At 34.3% G+C, this 18,147-nt stretch carries 16 protein-coding genes; 6 read left to right on the forward strand and 10 right to left on the reverse strand.

What is annotated here, in order from left to right; translation table 11 throughout:
* Positions 1-76 precede the first annotated feature (76 nt).
* The 4 genes from KAOT1_RS13400 to KAOT1_RS13415 all read left to right on the forward strand — a co-directional run bounded on the left by KAOT1_RS13400 (position 77) and on the right by KAOT1_RS13415 (position 6,730).
* Positions 77-664, forward strand: a complete 588-nt coding sequence (locus KAOT1_RS13400; RefSeq protein WP_007095363.1) for a Crp/Fnr family transcriptional regulator — start codon at positions 77-79, stop codon at positions 662-664.
* A 307-nt stretch (positions 665-971) separates the two neighbouring features.
* Positions 972-4,433, forward strand: coding sequence for a T9SS type A sorting domain-containing protein (locus KAOT1_RS13405; protein WP_007095364.1), 3,462 nt, complete (start codon positions 972-974; stop codon positions 4,431-4,433).
* A 294-nt stretch (positions 4,434-4,727) separates the two neighbouring features.
* Complete coding sequence (locus KAOT1_RS13410; protein WP_040560079.1) at positions 4,728-6,017, forward strand: aminopeptidase P family protein; 1,290 nt, start codon at positions 4,728-4,730, stop codon at positions 6,015-6,017.
* A gap of 86 nt (positions 6,018-6,103) precedes the next feature.
* The gene (locus KAOT1_RS13415) at positions 6,104-6,730 is read left to right on the forward strand and encodes an ATP-binding protein (protein WP_007095367.1); all 627 of its coding nucleotides are present in this window, start codon (positions 6,104-6,106) and stop codon (positions 6,728-6,730) included.
* A gap of 60 nt (positions 6,731-6,790) precedes the next feature.
* Here KAOT1_RS13415 and KAOT1_RS13420 read toward each other — a convergent pair whose 3' ends face one another.
* The 5 genes from KAOT1_RS13420 to KAOT1_RS13440 form a co-directional block, all read right to left on the reverse strand.
* On the reverse strand, positions 6,791-7,171 hold the full coding sequence (locus tag KAOT1_RS13420) for a plastocyanin/azurin family copper-binding protein (protein ID WP_007095368.1): 381 nt from the start codon (positions 7,169-7,171) through the stop codon (positions 6,791-6,793).
* Positions 7,172-7,302: 131 nt separating this feature from the next.
* Entirely contained in the window at positions 7,303-7,860 is a 558-nt protein-coding gene (locus tag KAOT1_RS13425) for a carboxymuconolactone decarboxylase family protein (protein ID WP_007095369.1), read from the reverse strand.
* Between the two features lie 629 nt (positions 7,861-8,489).
* Positions 8,490-9,335: a helix-turn-helix domain-containing protein gene (locus tag KAOT1_RS13430; protein ID WP_007095370.1), complete on the reverse strand. Its 846-nt coding sequence runs from the start codon at positions 9,333-9,335 to the stop codon at positions 8,490-8,492.
* A 223-nt stretch (positions 9,336-9,558) separates the two neighbouring features.
* Positions 9,559-10,848 carry a branched-chain amino acid transport system II carrier protein gene (brnQ, locus tag KAOT1_RS13435; protein WP_007095371.1) on the reverse strand — a complete coding sequence of 430 codons (1,290 nt, stop codon included), beginning with the start codon at positions 10,846-10,848 and terminating at the stop codon, positions 9,559-9,561.
* Positions 10,849-11,409, reverse strand: a complete 561-nt coding sequence (locus KAOT1_RS13440) for a hypothetical protein (RefSeq protein ID WP_007095372.1) — start codon at positions 11,407-11,409, stop codon at positions 10,849-10,851.
* Positions 11,410-11,418: 9 nt separating this feature from the next.
* Here KAOT1_RS13440 and KAOT1_RS13445 point away from each other — a divergent pair, with 9 nt between their 5' ends.
* On the forward strand, positions 11,419-12,240 hold the full coding sequence (locus KAOT1_RS13445; RefSeq protein ID WP_007095373.1) for an alpha/beta fold hydrolase: 822 nt from the start codon (positions 11,419-11,421) through the stop codon (positions 12,238-12,240).
* A gap of 803 nt (positions 12,241-13,043) precedes the next feature.
* On the opposite strand, the gene KAOT1_RS13450 is transcribed toward KAOT1_RS13445, so the two are convergent.
* Genes KAOT1_RS13450 through KAOT1_RS13460 form a run of 3 tightly spaced genes read right to left on the reverse strand, consistent with a single transcriptional unit; the run spans position 13,044 to position 15,022 of the window.
* Entirely contained in the window at positions 13,044-13,667 is a 624-nt protein-coding gene (locus KAOT1_RS13450) for a hypothetical protein (protein ID WP_007095376.1), read from the reverse strand.
* Positions 13,657-14,160 (reverse strand): RNA polymerase sigma factor, encoded by a 504-nt coding sequence (locus KAOT1_RS13455; protein ID WP_007095377.1) that lies wholly within the window; start codon positions 14,158-14,160, stop codon positions 13,657-13,659. Before KAOT1_RS13455 ends, KAOT1_RS13450 begins: the two co-directional genes overlap by 11 nt.
* Positions 14,161-14,170: 10 nt before the next feature.
* On the reverse strand, positions 14,171-15,022 hold the full coding sequence (locus tag KAOT1_RS13460) for a TraB/GumN family protein (protein WP_007095378.1): 852 nt from the start codon (positions 15,020-15,022) through the stop codon (positions 14,171-14,173).
* Positions 15,023-15,328: 306 nt separating this feature from the next.
* Here KAOT1_RS13460 and KAOT1_RS13465 point away from each other — a divergent pair, with 306 nt between their 5' ends.
* Complete coding sequence (locus KAOT1_RS13465; protein ID WP_007095379.1) at positions 15,329-15,523, forward strand: hypothetical protein; 195 nt, start codon at positions 15,329-15,331, stop codon at positions 15,521-15,523.
* 278 nt (positions 15,524-15,801) lie between these two features.
* Here KAOT1_RS13465 and KAOT1_RS13470 read toward each other — a convergent pair whose 3' ends face one another.
* Both KAOT1_RS13470 and KAOT1_RS13475 read right to left on the reverse strand, forming a co-directional pair.
* Positions 15,802-16,281 (reverse strand): RidA family protein, encoded by a 480-nt coding sequence (locus KAOT1_RS13470; RefSeq protein ID WP_007095380.1) that lies wholly within the window; start codon positions 16,279-16,281, stop codon positions 15,802-15,804.
* Positions 16,282-16,884: 603 nt separating this feature from the next.
* The gene (locus KAOT1_RS13475) at positions 16,885-18,147 is read right to left on the reverse strand and encodes a BamA/TamA family outer membrane protein (protein ID WP_007095381.1); all 1,263 of its coding nucleotides are present in this window, start codon (positions 18,145-18,147) and stop codon (positions 16,885-16,887) included.

The raw sequence follows: 18,147 nt of genomic DNA on the forward strand, positions 1-18,147 counted from the left end.
TTAATTCTTCATAAAAAAATATCATTACAAACTTAAAATTGTTTGTATTTTTATCCTATTACTTTCTATCGAATTTATGACTATTACCACCACAAATTTGGAATTGTATTTGAAAAACTTCATCAAGGATGTTTCTTTGTATGATGAGATTCCCTTGATTTTGGAAGCATTCAACTATTTGCATTTACAAAAGAATGCGCTGTTTGTGGAAGAAGGCAAAATTTGTCCATATTTCTGCTTTATTGAAAGTGGCATTTTACAACATAGTATTTTGGTTGAAGGTGAAGAAAAAACAACCTATCTCGCCTTGAAAAATTCCGCCACAGCGGCATTAAAAAGCTTCAGGCATCAAATTCCATCACGCAAAAATATTAAAGCGATCAGTGATTGTGATTTGTTTGTAATCGATCAAAAAAACTTTCAAAAATTACTAGAAAGGAACGAAGCTTTTCACCGTTTTTATTATAATTTAATAGAAAATCAAATCTACAGAATTGACGATTACCGCATTGATTTGTTGACTTTAACTCCTGAAGAACGCTATAAAAAACTTCTTGTTAACGAACCAAAATTACTCAAAGAAGTTCCCTTGCATTATTTGGCTTCGTTTTTAGGAATTTCATCACGACACATGAGTCGCATTCGAAAGAATATTGTTTTGTAGAGTTTTGGTGTTTGAAATTACTTTTACATTTTAAATTTCAATGTTCAATGTTCAATGTTCAATGTTCAATGTTCAGTGTTCAATGTTCAGTGTTCAATGTTCAGTGTTCAGTGTTCAGTGTTCAGTGTTCAGTGTTCAGTGTTCAGTGTTCAGTGTTTTAAACTGCTCAATCTTTGATAATAAATTGACAATCTTACCATTAAAACTATCTGAATTCCATATTTTTACAAACGATTCTTTGCATTTACTACAACGGATCGCAACTTTTTGCCTCGATTTTATTGTATTACCAGACAAAATGTTCGCTATGAAAAAAACATTACTACTATTTGTATTACTATGTACAATTGTTGGATATTCCCAACAATCTCCAAAACCAGACATTTCAAACCAACTTTACAAAGAAGCGCCTTCTTGGGCAAAACTCATGTACAGTGAAAACCCAAATGTGAATACCGTTGATGATTTGTATGCTTCGTATTATAAAACAAATCCATATGTAAAATCATTTCACACACAATATTACAAAAGGTGGCGCAGAGCAATCAATCCTTTTTTAAATGCGGAAGGTTTTTACGATCACTCAAAAAAATTAGCAGCTATTGAAGCGGCACGAACGCTAAAAAATTCTCAAAATAGCAATCCAGAAATGGGCAATTGGTCGCCTATTGGTCCTTATGAAAGTTACCGTCCTGGCGGAACCATTTTAAGTGGCGCACAAACCAATGTGTATTGCATTGCGCAATGTTTAAATGTCCCAAACACTTTGTATTGCGGTACCGAGTCTGGAGAAATATACAAAACAGTAAATGGTGGCGATACTTGGACAAACGCTTCCAAAACTTTAGTAACAACGTTAGCTCCGCAAGCTGTGATTGCAAATGGTGGTGTGCGAGCAATGGCGGTTCATCCTACGAATCCTGATATTGTATATGCAGGTTCGGGAAGTGAAGTTTTTAAAACTACAGATGGCGGTGTTTCTTGGACAGTCGTTTTTGATAGTAATATTGCCTTATCTGGTTATATCGAAAATCCCGCAGAAATATTTATCAATCCAACAAATCCTGATATCGTATTTTTGGCAGGAAAAGCAGGTGTTCACAGAACTATAAATGGTGGAACAACTTGGACAAGAGTGATTGTAAACGAATGTTTTGACTTAAAACCGCAACCCGGAAATCCAAATACATTATATGTTGTACGGCGCAACACGGCAACAAATACTCATCAATTTTTAAAATCTACCGATGGTGGAGTGGTATGGATTGCACAAACAACAGGTTGGTACAATTCTACCGATCCAAATAGAAGCGTTGTTGGTGCAAGATTGGCAGTAAGTGAAGCTGATGCGAACAAAGTGTATGCCTTTTTAATTGGAGACTCCAAAGCTGGCGATAATGGTTTTATTGGTGTATATCGAAGTGATGATGCTGGCGTTTCTTGGACAAACACGATGGGTTATGATGGCGCACCTTACACAGCAACACATCCAAATTTATTAAACTCAGATACTTCTGCCACAGGTTTTAATCAAGGATTTTATAACTGTGCTGCAACCGCATCCAATACAGATGCCAATCAGGTGTTGGTTGGTGGAATTGGAATGTGGCGATCTAACGATGGCGGACAAACGTTTACTTGTATTTATAATTATGGTTGCGGAACATATAATCCGATGCATGTTGATATGCAAGATTTTAGATCGTTTGGAAATGAATATTGGGCAACAACTGATGGCGGTGTTTTTAAATCGAATGACTTATTTGCCTCACAACCAGAATTTAAAATGAATGGCGTACACGGAACGGATTTTTGGGGATTTGGCTCTGGTTGGAATCGTGATTTATTAGTTGGGGGAACATTTCACAATGGTGTTGATGTCTACTCAGAAGGATTTCCTTTTGGAGTCTTTCTCGATTTAGGCGGTGGCGAACCTGCTTCTGGTTATGTAAATCCGGGAACCGAACAAATATATTCAACCAATATTGGAAGCCGATTTATTCCAAATACACTCAGTGGAGCAATCGTAAATGCTTCTATGGGATTAGCACCAACAGAAGAACCTTGGTTTGCACAATCGTCTGAAATGGAATTTCATCCAGATTGCTACAATCATGTGTATTTAGGAAACGACAATCAGTTATTTAAAAGTGTAGATGCTGGCGCAAGTTATGATGCAGTTTATACAGCTCCTGCAAATAGTACGGTATTAGGTATTGAAATTTCACGCACCAATACAGATACCATGTATATTGTAGTACGAACGAATTCTGCAACACCGTATTTGGTAAAAACTACTGATGATTGGGCAACAACGAGCATTATTACACTGCCAAATGTAAATACAACATTAGCATTAATTAGTCTTGACCCTGAGAACGATCAAACAATTTGGATGGCTTTTCCACGCGGAAATAATGGAAATAAAGTATATAAAAGTGTTGATGGTGGAACAACGTGGAGTAATGAAACCTCTAGCAATTTAGACGGACAAAATATTCAAGTTTTAACAACAATTGGCGGAACAGATGGTGGCGTGTATATTGCTACAGGAATGTCTGTTTATTATAAAAATAATTCGATGTCTTCATGGACTTTAGATAATAACAATTTACCTGCAACGATTAGTGCAAACGACTTACGTCCGTTTTATAGAGATGGAAAAATTCGTTTGGCAAGTTATGGAAAAGGAGTTTGGGAAAGCAGTTTGTTTGAAGCACCTTCGCGACCTGTCGCAAAAATTATGGTAGATAAATTAACGGCAACTTGCGCAGGAGATATTTTTTATTTTGATGATTTTTCTATGCTGAATCACACCAACGCAACGTGGGCATGGACGTTTGAAAATGCTAATATTGCGACATCTTCTTTACGAAATCCGCAAGTGACTTTCAATAGTACAGGAGATCATTTAGTAACACTAACTGTAACAAATGAAGCTGGTGTTTCGTCTAGCGATTCGATGACAATTTCTGTGGAAGCATTAACAAATACTGCATTAGAAGAAGATTTTGAAGTTGCGTTTGTTCCAGATGGTTGGCGACAAGAATCTACAGGAAACTATACGTGGAGTTATGAAAATACCGTTGGTGGTTTTGGGCAAAGTACCAATTCGATGTTTGTTAATAATTATGTGATTTCTCAAGTGGGAACACATTGCGATATCATTGCTCCTCTCAATATGCTCAACACAGATGCTGCAGATGCTACACTTACATTTGATGTAGCGTATGCGTTATATTCAAGTGCGTATGAAGATGGTTTGGAAGTAGAAGTTTCTACCGATTGCGGAATGACATGGACAAACGTATACAGCAAATACGGAAGTGTGTTAGCGACCGCACCAAATACGACAGCACAGTTTGTACCTACGGCCACACAATGGCGAGAAGAATCTATTGATTTGACAAGCTTTATTGGCAATGAAAATGTACAAATAAAGTTCAGAAATGTGAATGCATACGGACAAGCGTTGTATGTTGACAATATCAATTTGGGGAGAACGTTAAGTGTTGGAGAAGTTGCCTCAGAAGCAATTACTTTCTACCCAAATCCTGTAAAAAGTAACAATGCCGTTTTTGTAAAAAGCACCAAAAACGAAGACATTAAATTTTCATTATATAACCTTCAAGGAAAATTAATTGGAACTATTTTTACACAAACCAACAAAGCGATTCCAACACAACAATGGAATTTAAGTGCTGGAATTTACATGTACAATATCCGATCAAATAATAAGATTAAAAAAGGAAAATTGATTGTGTATTAATCGATAATTATATTGAATACAGTAGAAATACAAATTTTTATACTAAATAATAAATAACAAACTATCAATTCGAATGATTTTTCGCAATAGGATTAAGAAAATTTATATCGAGAATAGCTAGTAAAATCAAAGTACATCTCGATACAAATTTGTTCCACAAATTCACTCGATGTGACATGTGATACCAATTCAGAATTATGAATTCAGAATTACAAATTGAAAAAACGCCATTTGGCTACATCATTCCTTTTTTGTTTGATTATTTTTGAAGAAACACATAAAAAAGTATCAAAAATGAAATACCATCCTATAGATCGCAATTTATTTATAAAGAATAGAAAAAACTTCATGGCTCAGATGAAACCAAGTAGTCTAGCAGTGTTTAATTCAAATGATATTTACCCAATTAGCGCAGACAGCACCATGCCGTTTGAGCAACACAGAGACATCTTTTATTTAAGTGGTGTAGATCAAGAGGAAAGTATTTTAGTATTATTTCCTGATGCTCCAAAAGAGAAACACCGTGAAATTTTATTCTTAAAAGAAACCAACGAGCATATCGCTATTTGGGAAGGTGAAAAACTGACCAAAGAAGCCGCATTGAAGACTTCAGGAATAAAAACCGTGTATTGGTTGCAAGATTTGGAAAAAATCATGTTTGAAATCATGACGCAATGCGATACCGTGTACATCAACACCAACGAACATTACCGTGCGAATGTAGAAACCGAAACGCGTGAAGATCGTTTTACAAAATGGTTAAAAGATAAATATCCTGCACACAGCGTGGCAAAAAGCAATCCGATTTTACAGCGTTTGCGTTCTGTGAAAGATCCGATTGAGTTAGATTTGATGCAAAAAGCCTGTGATATTACTGAAAAAGGCTTCCGCCGATTGCTCAACTTTGTAAAACCTGGCGTTTGGGAATATGAAATTGAAGCCGAATTGATGCACGAATTTTTACGAAATCGCTCAAAAAAGTTTGCTTACACACCAATTATAGCCGCTGGAAACAACGCGAATGTATTACACTATATTGAAAACAATCAACAATGTAAAGCGGGCGATTTAATTTTGATGGATGTTGGTGCAGAATATGCAAATTATTCAAGCGATATGACGCGTACCATTCCTGTGTCTGGACGTTTTTCTGAACGTCAAAAAGCAGTATACAACGCTGTAAATCGCGTGAAAGATGATGCTACAAAAATGTTGGTTCCAGGAACTGATTGGGCAGATTATCACGTAGAAGTTGGAAAACTCATGACCTCCGAATTGTTAGGTTTAGGTTTGCTTGACAAAGCTGATGTACAAAACGAAAACCCAGATTGGCCAGCGTATAAAAAATACTTCATGCACGGAACGTCACATCATATCGGATTGGACACACACGATTACGGAATTTTAACCGAACCAATGACTGCGAATATGGTTTTTACCGTAGAACCAGGAATTTACATTCCCGAAGAAGGTTTTGGAATTCGTTTGGAAGATGATGTTGTCATTCAAGAAACTGGCGAACCATTTAACTTAATGCGCAACATTCCTATTGAAGCTGATGAAATTGAAGATTTGATGAATTAGATACTAAGTCTTTACTAGACATAGTTTCGGGTGATTTTTGGAGCTAAATTGTTTCAAAAATCACCCTATTTTTTGTATCTTTCTTTATGAAGAAAAAAGTCGAATATTCGCTATCAGCACCGTTAATTCCTATTGAACCATACGAACACATTCGCATGCGTCCGCAGTGGTATTTTACCGAACTCTTTGAGGAAAAAAAACTTGATTCACTTCCGTTAGAAATTGTTAAATATGCAATCGATCAAAACAGTACAATTATTACGGTAAACTTGTATACTGATATTTTTTCTGTTGAATTTAACAAAGGAATGTCGCTAGAAACGCATCATCGTTACGAAGGCGATATTACGAAAGCAGAAGCTGTTTTGTTGGAGATTTCAAATTATGTATCGTTTCGAAAAAAAGATGATCTGCAATCTGGTCTTAATGGCTCTGTTGGATTGATACGAATTAACGCCGCTTCTGAATGGTGTAAATTACTCACCTATTCAAACGGACAAAAAGGGGAATTCCATTTTAAGGAAGGAGAAACCGAAACGAGAACTATCTGCGGAAGCGACGAAAAGAAGAATTATACGAAAATTACCGTAAAACCTGATGCGACTATTTTTCCTGACTTAAAAATTAATCCGAAGACACTGCAAGAAAAGATTGATAATGTGCGTAAAAAACTGAATGGTTTTGACGTTCAGCTTGTTACCGAAATTTATTAAAGTAAAAAAGCACGCATTTTCAGCGTGCTTTATTCAATCAATCATGAAAAAAAATAGTAGTTACTTTACTACTAAAGTATATTGAGGTGTTGGATTTAGCGGGCAAAAATATACATATTCCCCTTTTTTGAGTGTCACTTCTTTAGAATGTCCACTTGTATTATTTTTTACAACTTCCGTTACGTACGCGTTTTTAATATGGTTTGCAGCATCTGTTTTTCCTTTTGGCGCTAATACAAATCCTACGTCATGTCCAACGCCAGTATTCGCGATTTCAAATACGTACGTTCCTGGAGAAAGTGTAATTGATTTTTGGGTGAATTCACCTTTTGTTTGTTCTAAAGAAACCGTTTTCACGTCTTTCTTCATCATTTTGTTTTGTGCTTGTGTAGTGATTGAAAATCCTACGAATACTACTAAAATTGCGATTAATTTTTTCATCTTTTATTTCTTTTAAAATGTATGTTTATGATTATGTATGTTGAAATGAATTCCTGAATCTTATTCCTAAAACTCAGGAAATTCAAATTATTTTTGTGAGATTCTGAATCGAGTTCAGAATGACGTTATTGCTATTGTGTTACCGAAAATTTTCCTGCTTCTACACTTGGGAAATCGATTTCAGTTTCCGCAATATGATTTACATAGTTTGTTAAGGTGTTTGAAACTACATTTAAAACGATTTCTAAAATAGCTCCATCGTCATAACCTGCTGCTTTTACAGCGGCAATTTCTTCTCCTGTTACTTGTCCTCTATTTTTGGTAACGCTTTGTGCAAATTGCAATCCTGCTTGTACTTTTGCGTCATTTGCCAATCCTTGTCTGCTTGCTTCCGTTTGTTCTTCTGTTAATCCGTTCATCTTTCCAATGGCAGTATGTGCAGATAAGCAATAGTTACATGAATTTTCTTCCGCGATTGCTAAGGCTAATTGTTCTCTGAATTTGTTGCTAAAGTTTCCACTTCCTGTCAATTCTCCCAAACTCAAATACGTTTGTAAAGTTGCTGGAGAATTTCCAAATACTTTGATAAGGTTTGGAATAAATCCTAATTTCTTTTGAACGGCGTCAAATAATTCTTTTGATTTTCCTGTTGTTGTTTCTGGGTTTAATGTTTCAATTCGTGTGCTCATAATTTTGTTTTTCCTTGTTTGTCATTCCTGCGAAGGCAGGAATCTGTTTTTATTATTAATTCTGATGTTTTAATTTTTGCATTCGCAGATTTGTCTTTCTGGATATTGCTCGTCGTACTCTTGATATCCCCAACAATTAGGGCAATTGGTATTTTGTATGTCTTTCATAATTCTATTTTTTATTTCGACTCCGCTCAATGTGATAGATTTTAATAATTGGTTGCGAAGTATTAATTACAATGCAAAGATGCGGCAGAAAGACATGCCAAGAAATGGACAAAAGTTCCTAAGCGTTGGACAAATGGGATTTAGACAGTTAGATTGCTAGATTTTTAGATTTTTTTAATGTGTTTTTGGGCTTGAAATGGTTATTTCTATGGAAACTGAAGTCTGTTTTTTTGAACTAGAGAGGTTTTGGGTGTTGGGTTTTGGGTTGTGGGTTGTGGGTTGTGGGTTGTGGGTTGTGGGTTGTGGGTTGTGAGTATTCTTTGAAACTTTTTAGAAAAAAGAAATTAGTACTACTTTAAAAATTGCTTCATCATTTTCATCGTAAAGATGTTTCTAAGATTTCTAATAATCTAAAAGCAAAGCGTATCTATATTCCTGTCTATAAAGGAATGACAAAAAATCTACTTTTTATATTCCGCTTTAAAAGAAAGAGGTGATTTTTGAATGGCCTTGGTAAAGAATCGTGAAAAATATGCCGGATCGTTAAATCCTAAGTCAAAAGCGATTTCTTTAACAGATTGTTCGGAGTACAACAATTGTCGTTTGGCTTCTAAGATGATTCTATTTTTTATAAAATCGCTTGGTGTCGTTGTCCCTAGTTTTTGGAAGTGTTTGGAAATTGATTTTGGCGAAATTCCCAGACGTTCAGCATACGCTGAAACAGCATGCATTTTCTTGAAATTTTGTTCTACCAAAACACTGAAGTCTTTGTAAAGTTTTGTTTCTGTTTCCTCTTTTACTACAAAATCAGCAGTTTTTATACGTACCGAATGAATGATAAATTGTTTCAAATATGCTTGCAACATATCGTACTGTCCTGAGTTTTCATTGTTAAACTCCTCAATCAAATCTTCTAACAGTAAACTTAAACGTTGTACATCTTTTGATTTCGGAATCACAAAAGGCGCATCGTACACATTATTAAACAATACACCATTACACGAAATTTCTTTGTCATGTGTTTGAATGCAATAAAAATCACGTTGAAACGATAGTTTATACGCTTCTTTAATTTTTTCAGAACTTACCGAAAAGACCTGTCCCGGCGACAAAAAGAAGATAATATTTCCATCAAATGTGTATTCTTCAAAATCGATATGATACGTTCCTTTTCCTTCTTTTATCCAATAAATCGTATAAGAATCTACTTGCTCAGGTTTGTTAACTACACAAGCTTTTTCAAACTGTACGACACTGAGTGAAAATGTATTTTGATACGTATATGTAGAAATATCCTGAACTGCCATAAACAATTGTTTTTTCTTAGATTGTTAAGACTTTGGTCGTAAAAAGTATGGATTGTTTACGTAGAAATTTAGACGCGTTGTACTTTTAGAACGCTAATGCTTTTAGATACAAGATCGCTTCACTCAATTAAAAACATTCAAGGTTTTTTCTAATATCATTATTCTATTTTCAAGATAAAATCTGTAAAAAGTATTATTATTTATAAATAAACTAAAAGCAAATCTATTTCCGCTGAAAAAAGCCAACCAATACAAACGCTAAAAATGCTGGCAAAACCCAAGCAAAATCATATTCCCCTAATGGCATTATTTTGCGAAACATAACGATAAATTGATCTTTCGGGAAAAAGAAAGCAATCGCATCTATCAAACCAAAAACAAAGGTTACCAAGACAACAATTCTGTATACAATTGGTGTTGCAAATTTTTGTGAAACTATATTTAAAAAGATCAATACTATCGCAATTGGATAGATAAATTTTAACACAGGAATGGCAATAACAATAATATTATGAAAATCCAATTGTCCAACACCAATTCCTATAATACAAGCAATTACTGCCGTAATAATGTATGTATTTTGCGAACCTTTACATAATTCTTTGAAATAATCTGCCGTTCCTGTAATGATTCCGACAGCAGTCGTAAAACATGCCAGCGCGACCAATACACTTAAAAATGCTGTTCCGATATTTCCTAACGTTGCCAAACTGATACCTCGCAATAAAGTAGCACGTTTCATATCGCCACTCATGTTCATATCTATATTAATTTCACTACTAAAATACGACCCCAAAAGTATCAATCCTGCATAAATGGCGAACAATCCAAAACCAGCAATCCAACCCGATTTGGCAATAAGTTGTTTCTTTTCTTCAAATGAATCGTGTCCTTTCAGCCTTAGCGAAATAATAATAACGCCACCAATTACAATTGCACCAATCGCATCAAAAGTTTGATAACCTTCCAACAATCCTGCAAATAATGGCGAACCTTCCATTTTAGAAACTTCTACGGTTTCATGTGGCATACTTAAGCCAATTCCGATAATCGCCAAAATAATTAAAACGATTAATGGTGTCAGGAATTTTCCAATAAAATTGAGAATTTTTGAACGATTCAACACAAAAATTAACACCAAGGCAAAATATATACTACTCGTCAATAAAGCACTCGTTCCAAAGTTGGGAAATATAGAAATTTCATGTGTTGCCGCGGCTGTTCGTGGAGAAGGAATCGTTACAGAAATGATGTAAATAATGATGCAAAATATACTGCTAAATACGGGCGAAACTTTCTTTCCGAAGTCAAACATAGAACCTTGCAATCGCGCATGCGCCAAAATTCCAAAAATTGGAATCACAACAGCCGTAATCATAAATCCGAGCGTTACCCAAAACCACTGATCGGTTGCTTGGTATCCTAACAATGGTGGCAATAATAAATTTCCTGCTCCGAAAAACATAGAAAATAAGGCAAAAGCAGTAACAAAAAGTTCTTTATTTTTTGACATTTATTTGATTTTTTTAAGAAGTATGACACCAAAACCGATAACCACATAAAGTAAGCCAAGTCCAATATGCATAAATTTTATAGAAGCTGTAGCAAATGCTAAAAGTGTCCAATGTTTCTGTAAATCACCATAAAACAACTGAAGCAACGCAAAATTTTCCACCATATCCAAAAATCCTGCAAACATGGTCATTCCAATTAAAACTGTTCCCAAGCGATATGCCAATGCTGTCGAATTGTCTGCGACATGTTTTCTAACTAAATGAATAAGTAAAGAGAGGAACATCACATATGTAATGATAAAAATATAATCGAACCACAAACTCCATTCTGCAGCTTGCAGCGCACCTTCTTTTTTTTGCCATGACATTAAAATATCCTGGCTACATTTAAGTGTACTCGATAATTCAAAAGAGATAATTTTATTAGGCGCAAAATCAGTTTTTAAAAATCTATCGAAGTACAGCATGCAACTTCCTGCCAACATAAAAGTAGTAATTGCCAAGAACAATAATTTCTTTTCGGAAGATTTGGAAAGTTTTTGAAAAGTAGACGATAACATTTTTAACGAATGGTTTTACAGCTAACGAAAGATACATATTTTTGCGACATGCAACAGTTTGTAACATATAAAAATATAGAAATTGCGTATTCGGTTTCTGGCAAAGGAAAAGCGCTTGTGTTATTACACGGTTTTCTGGAAACGAGTTCCATGTGGAAAATTTATGTGGACACTTTTTCTAAAACACACAAAGTCATTACGATAGATTTGTTAGGTCATGGAAAAACGCCATGTTTGGGTTACATTCACACGATGGAAGAAATGGCAGAAACGGTTTTTGTGGTGTTGAAAGAACTCAAATTGCGTAAAATTCATCTAGCAGGACATTCTATGGGCGGTTATGTAGCGTTGGCTTTCGCCGAAATGTACCCTGATTATGTAAAAGCTTTGTGTTTGATAAATTCTACTTCGAGAGCTGATAGTGAAGAACGAAAAGTGAACCGTGATCGTGCTATTAACGCCGTAAAACACAATCACAAACAATTTATTCGTATTTCAATTTCAAACTTATTTCGACCAAAAAATCGTAAAATCTTCGCAGAAACTATCAAAGAAGTCAAAAAAGAAGCCTTGACAACTTCATTACAAGGAATTATAGCGGCTTTAGAAGGTATGAAAATTCGGGAAGATCGTGAAGTGTTGTTGCATTTTTCGCCATATAAAAAAATGATGATTATTGGAAAACGCGATCCAATTTTAGCTTTTGAAGATTTAATAGATCAAACTAAAAACTCAGAAGTTGATGTCGATATTTTTCCTGACGGACATATGAGTCATATAGAAAATGAAGAAGATTTGTTATTTTCTTTAAAAAAATTTGTAGGAAATTAATTTAACTTCTCTAAAATCTATCACAATAAAGCTCCTTTAAGAAGTAAACTGAATATGCAAGTAAGAAATTACTTTTTTCTTTTTAAGATTTTAAATTTATCTATGAAAGAATCTATTTTTAAAACTACCATTCAACTTTTAAAAACGTGTCGTTCGTCTAAAAAAAGAGTCTTTTCGTCGGATTTATTATTCGGTTTATGTATATTAGTTGTGTCCAAAAATAACTATTTAACCTACTTACCGCCATGGATCATACGAGTATAAAAACTACTTTTTCCTTAGGGAAATTATACTGCAGCATTTTCGGTCATCGTTATCGAGTTACGAAAAAAATCACTTCACATGTAAACGAATACCAATGCATGCTTTGCAATTGTGAAGCCACCAATGATGACAAAGGGGAATTAACATCATTGACACCTCAACTTAAAGACATTAATAAAACTTTGGTTTCTTTTCATAAAAAGAAAAATCACGCTTTTTAGACGACTTAGAATTAATGTAGCAATTTGAAAGTTTGGAAATGTTGTAATTAGTTTCAAATAATGATCTCAGAAACAACCTTGAATCATTGAATTTTTAAATCCTTGAATTGAGTGAAGCGAAAAAATAGGCATTAGCTTTTGGGTATTAGGTATTGGTCAAGTTATAAGAGTAATTGGAAATTCAAACTAAAATATGAACATACTTTGAGCGACAGCGATACTTAAATTTTAATGTGGCAATTAGTTTCAAATAATGATCTCAGAAACAACCTTGAATCTTTGAATTTTTAAATCTTTGAATTGATGAGCAAAGCGAATCTATTCTTCCATCTGCTTCAAAATTTCCTCCAACTTCCGAACATGCACACCATACAATTGATCTGCCCATTTTACCGTGATGTAGTAAATACATACACAAGAAACCAAATATCCAAAAATGACCAATAGTAATGTTGATGTTGGCATTTGCAACAAAAACCATTCTGAGAAACGATCTGCACCACGATGCTCAACACCCATAAAGATTGCCGCTACCGAAATTGGTAACAACAACGAACCTGCAATGATTCCCGTTTTGTAGACTTCCATTGTCAATTTTATGTCATGGATAAATCGTAAAATAGTTTCCTTTGTTTGTTGTGCCACACTTGAGGTTCGGCGTAAAAACCAAACCATTTTTGCCAAATATCCCAAGGTCATTAAACTCGTGACAAACATGAGAATTAAATATACAGCACGTGGCAATTCATACATTTTTACCAGCGCAGGAAATGCGAAAAATATAACGATTCCTGTCAATTGCGTGGCAATTTCACCTTTCATCGTCTTACGGATTTTGGCAATTGGCATTTGACTTTCTTTTAAATCTTCTAAACTGCTTGGCAACTGAAAATCATCTTGATTCTCATCATCCATCAATTCTTTTATTTTATCAAAATCCATGGCTTTGTTTTTTTATAATTTCTTTTAATTTTTTCTTCGTTCGATTCAGTTTTACGCGAACATTTACTGGTGACATTCCTAAGTTTTTGGCAATTTCTTCTCCCGAAAAACCTTCTATAAACTGAAAAATTAGTGCCTTTTCTATTTTATTTAACTCATGTACAGCTTTGTAAAAAGCCTTCAATTGTTGTTCTTTTTCATCCGAATAATCTTCCTGTGCCAATTGTACATGTTCTGGCATTTTGTAGTTGTCAGGCTTCCGCTTTTCTTTCTTAAAAAATACAATTGCCGTATTGAGTGCTACCCGATACATCCAACTCGAAAACTGACTTTTTCCATTGAATGATTTGACAGATTTCCAGAGTTGCAAGATAATTTCTTGTACCAAATCTTCACGGTCTGCCGCATCTTCAAAGTAGATGCGGGAAACCTTGTGAATGATTCCTTTGTGAATCGTGATTTTGTTTAGAAATTCTTGTTCTGTAAGTTCCAAAGAGTTGCTTTTAGTGTACTGGAGTTACTTTATAACCTTGTTTGCGTAATAAATGAATCACGCCGTTATTACCTACTAAATGTGCTGATCCAACAGCAAATAAATTACTTTGTTTCTTCATAAGATCAGGCATCAACTTTACCCAATTTGTGTTGCGATAAGTTAGCATCCAATATTCGGCATTTTCGTTAAAAAAACGTTTGTCATTCATCACTTCAAACAATGCTGTAATGTTTTCGTTTTTATAGTTGGTTACCATTTCTTTAAACATGAGTTTGTATTCTTGATGCAATTCAATTTGTTGCCATAAAAAATCTTTTGGATAGGCTTTTGCAAAATAATCCAATTGATTGTCTAAGGTTTCCAAACCTGCAATTTTTTTGTGTTGCGCTTTCGCTAGATTGATTAATTCAAACTCGTACATTTTTTTTGTAGGACAGTTCAAACTCTGCTGAATCAATAATGTATAAACGGTCATCAAGGTATAATTGTCAACCATTTGTAACGACATATTCATTTCTTTCTTTAGCAAGTTGTCTAAGTATATTTGTTGTTCTTTTGATAATTCTTCCGTTAATTTCCCTGAAGACATCATTTTTTGTTGTGCTGCCATCAGTGCTTTTGTATCAGATAAATCTACTTCCAACACTAAATTTTCAGTTTTGTTAAAAGCCTTTGTGACTTTTTTAGGAATTGAAAAATCATCTTCACATAAAATATGAACCGTTCCAAGAAGATACGATGGCTTTGCCAAGTCTTTATGTTCAATTTTCCACAATACGGAGTTTTCAAGTTTCTTGTCTTGTGCATTTCCTATAAAACTGCTTACGATAAAGCCAATAAGTATGATTAGTTTTTTCATGTTTTTTGTTTTTACGATGTATCATCATGCTGAACTTGATTCAGCATCTTACTAGCTAGCCTAAGATCCTATATGTTTTTTAGGATGATAATAGATCAATTAATTTCTATTTGCTCCGTAAGTATCGACTTTAAAAATATGTTACAAAAAAAAGATGAAATTTATTTTTTTTCTTTTATTCAGAAAGCTTCTCGTAATTTATAAATGGCGATTCGCTTTTTATAAATTACGAACACCTATGGTTTTTTAAAACCCTAATTTTGAGTTAATTGCATCAAAAATTAATTCATTAAAAACATCATAATTATGAAAAAACAAACATTAAAAAACTTGTCTTTAAACAAAAGGGCAATTTCTAAAATTAACTCTACTGGAGTTCAGGGTGGTTTGCATTCAGGATTGGAAGTTACCTGTCCAAATTTTTGTAGAGTAACCAAAGATGATGGAGCATTATGTCAGTTTACAAAAGATGGTGGTCCTGTTTGCCAAAACAATAAATAATTCTTTTTTTATAGAAAAAACGAAGCTGTTTAAAAAGTGTACTGAAACGTCATTCTGGACTTGATACTGAAATAAATTCAGCACAGGTTCCAGAATCTTATCATATTGATTTTCAACTGTTATGAGAAACTGAAATGCTTGCATTCATGAATACCAAATTATCAAATAGATATACATGAATAATCAAGCTTGTCTTGAGCGACAGTCGAAAGGTTGGGTTTGACGAAATCTGTACTTTTTAGACAGCTTCGTTTTTGTATCTATATTTTTGGTTAAAATTACTTTGCGGCAATCACATCAATTTCAATTTTTGCTCCTATTGCCAATCCGCCAGCAGCAAATGTTGTACGTGCAGGTTTGTTTGGAAAATACTGAACGTACACACTATTAAAATCTTTAAAATCGTTGATATCTGCTAAAATCACTGTGCATTTTACCACACGATCCAAAGAAGAATTGTGTTGTGCTAAAACCGCTTTGATGTTTTCAATGGCTTGTTTCGTCTCTGCTTTGATGCCGCCAGCAACTAACATTCCTTTTTTATGATCTTTTCCTATTTGACCAGATAAGAATAACAGATTTTCTGTCTCTACAGCGGCACTAAAAGGCGTATTTTGACGTTCTGCTAAGTGTGAAGCGTGAAATGTAATGTCATTACTTTTGTTGTCGTTAGTATTATTGTTGTCATTATTATTGGAAGTTTGACAACTTACCAAGCATAGTAACAATACCGAACAAAGGGAAAAGATGATTTTCACAAGATTGAGTTTTTGGTTGGTAACAAATTTAAGGAATTTACACTTCGACTCCGCTTAGTGCAAGACTTATATTTGATTTTCCGAATTTGATTAGATTGCTCAATTTAACGTCAGTTCGATATAAATCATTCAATTTACATTTATAGTAATTTTAGAAATAATTCTTCTATATAATTCATTTTTAGCGCTTTATTTTCGTTTTCTTTGCTTACCCAAAGAATACTGAATCAAGTTCAGCACAGGCATCAACAAAAGAAAGGGAACTTTTAGTTCGTATGATTTCTATTTTCAATTATGGAACTCATGAATCTTCGATTTCCAGAGGTATTTTTAGTTTTTCTTTTAGGGAAAAACTAAAACCGCATGAATTTTTCTAAATTTTAGTTCACCATGCTCTATTTTCTGTTATGGAGTTCATGAATTAACATTTCTCCAAGGTTTCGAAAATTTTTAACGAAAAACTCCTGCTATACTGCGGAAAAGAAAAGTTTCAAACTAAAATTTTTACGTCGAACTCACGTTAATTTAAAAAAGAGTTTCTCGAGAAAAGGTCTAAAAGCAAAACGATCTAATATCTAACAGCGAAGCAGTTTAACATCTATATTAGAAATACTGACCAATTCCAAAGACAATTCCGCGACTTGCATTTTTGGTAATTCCGTATCCGTAATCGATTCGGAAAATGGCATTAAAAATTCGCTTGTGAATGAATCGCAAGCCAACTCCTGGATAAATTCTAAAATTGTCACTGTCTGCAAAATCACTAAAATTGCCTCCTGGATTTCGCCAAGTTCCTGCATCTATAAATCCGTTTCCTTGTAAGATAAACCAGCCTTTTTCATATAACGTGTAGCGATATTCTGAGTTCAGCACCAAACTTGCTGTTCCACGATCAATAATGTTTCCAACACCACGAATGTTTAAGTTATTGTCTACCGAAAATGGCGCAAATGGACTTGCGTTGTTGGAAGCTACTCCAAAACGAAAGCGATTTGCCCAGTTTCCTTTTTTGCCAACTCGCGCGAAGTATAAAAAGTCGCTCCAACCAATGAGGAAGTTGTCTTGAAAATTATTTTCTGTCGTTACGTATTGCAAATAGAGTGTATTTTTGGTGCCTTCTATGTATTGGTAATCGTAGTTCAATCCGTCGTATTCGTAGACAAATTTTAGCATTTGTTTGTCTAGTTTTAGGTTTTGTGGAATGGACTCTGAAGTCAAGCCATTTAAATAATTGTATTCTTCGGTAAAAACGTTGATTCCGAATTGCAAGCGATGTTTGAAATTTATTTGATACAACGCCAATACTTCAAACGCAGTATTGCTGTATTTGTAGTTTGCCGAACCATCATCAAAGAATAAAGGTTCTTCACTTGTCCAATTTTGATGATTGATGGCAATTCCCAAGCTTCGTGTAAACAGGTTTGGCGCACGCAGATTGATTCCGTATGAGTCAAATCCGTTATTTTGGTAAAATCCGCCAAAAGCGATATTTCTCCCTAAAAAATTATAGTCGTACAGTCCAATTTTATACGCAACTTGTTCATTAGTTGTCGTCCACAAATTTGCATTTGGAATAAGCGTAAAGTTTTCTTCTATATTGTAAAATACATTGTACAGATTGTCATGCGATTTAAATACTTGATAATACGCATGTGAAACTCCTGCCAAACGTTTCAGCAGAATGACATCTTTTTCTAGTTGAAGCGAATCTAACACATCACCATTTCGAACACTGACATATTTTTTTAGAAAACCAACTTTGTTCTTTTTTTGTCCCTGAAATTTGACATCATAGACGATATTGTCTTGCGCAATTCCCTGAAAGGCAACACATAAAAATATAAAAAGTAGTCGTATTTTTTTCAT

This window comes from Kordia algicida OT-1 (assembly GCF_000154725.1).
Lineage (GTDB): Bacteria > Bacteroidota > Bacteroidia > Flavobacteriales > Flavobacteriaceae > Kordia > Kordia algicida.

What these genes read in the sequence shown, in the direction of transcription:
- KAOT1_RS13405 (WP_007095364.1), top strand. Translation starts at nt 972, where the DNA reads ATGAAAAAAACATTACTACTATTTGTATTACTATGTACAATTGTTGGA.
- KAOT1_RS13400 (WP_007095363.1), top strand. Translation starts at nt 77, where the DNA reads ATGACTATTACCACCACAAATTTGGAATTGTATTTGAAAAACTTCATC.
- KAOT1_RS13445 (WP_007095373.1), top strand. Translation starts at nt 11,419, where the DNA reads ATGGTTTTACAGCTAACGAAAGATACATATTTTTGCGACATGCAACAG.
- KAOT1_RS13410 (WP_040560079.1), top strand. Translation starts at nt 4,728, where the DNA reads ATGAAATACCATCCTATAGATCGCAATTTATTTATAAAGAATAGAAAA.
- KAOT1_RS13420 (WP_007095368.1), bottom strand. Translation starts at nt 7,171, where the DNA reads ATGAAAAAATTAATCGCAATTTTAGTAGTATTCGTAGGATTTTCAATC.
- KAOT1_RS13450 (WP_007095376.1), bottom strand. Translation starts at nt 13,667, where the DNA reads ATGGATTTTGATAAAATAAAAGAATTGATGGATGATGAGAATCAAGAT.
- KAOT1_RS13460 (WP_007095378.1), bottom strand. Translation starts at nt 15,022, where the DNA reads ATGAAAAAACTAATCATACTTATTGGCTTTATCGTAAGCAGTTTTATA.
- KAOT1_RS13440 (WP_007095372.1), bottom strand. Translation starts at nt 11,409, where the DNA reads ATGTTATCGTCTACTTTTCAAAAACTTTCCAAATCTTCCGAAAAGAAA.
- KAOT1_RS13465 (WP_007095379.1), top strand. Translation starts at nt 15,329, where the DNA reads ATGAAAAAACAAACATTAAAAAACTTGTCTTTAAACAAAAGGGCAATT.
- KAOT1_RS13430 (WP_007095370.1), bottom strand. Translation starts at nt 9,335, where the DNA reads ATGGCAGTTCAGGATATTTCTACATATACGTATCAAAATACATTTTCA.
- KAOT1_RS13475 (WP_007095381.1), bottom strand. Translation starts at nt 18,147, where the DNA reads ATGAAAAAAATACGACTACTTTTTATATTTTTATGTGTTGCCTTTCAG.
- brnQ (WP_007095371.1), bottom strand. Translation starts at nt 10,848, where the DNA reads ATGTCAAAAAATAAAGAACTTTTTGTTACTGCTTTTGCCTTATTTTCT.
- KAOT1_RS13415 (WP_007095367.1), top strand. Translation starts at nt 6,104, where the DNA reads ATGAAGAAAAAAGTCGAATATTCGCTATCAGCACCGTTAATTCCTATT.
- KAOT1_RS13425 (WP_007095369.1), bottom strand. Translation starts at nt 7,860, where the DNA reads ATGAGCACACGAATTGAAACATTAAACCCAGAAACAACAACAGGAAAA.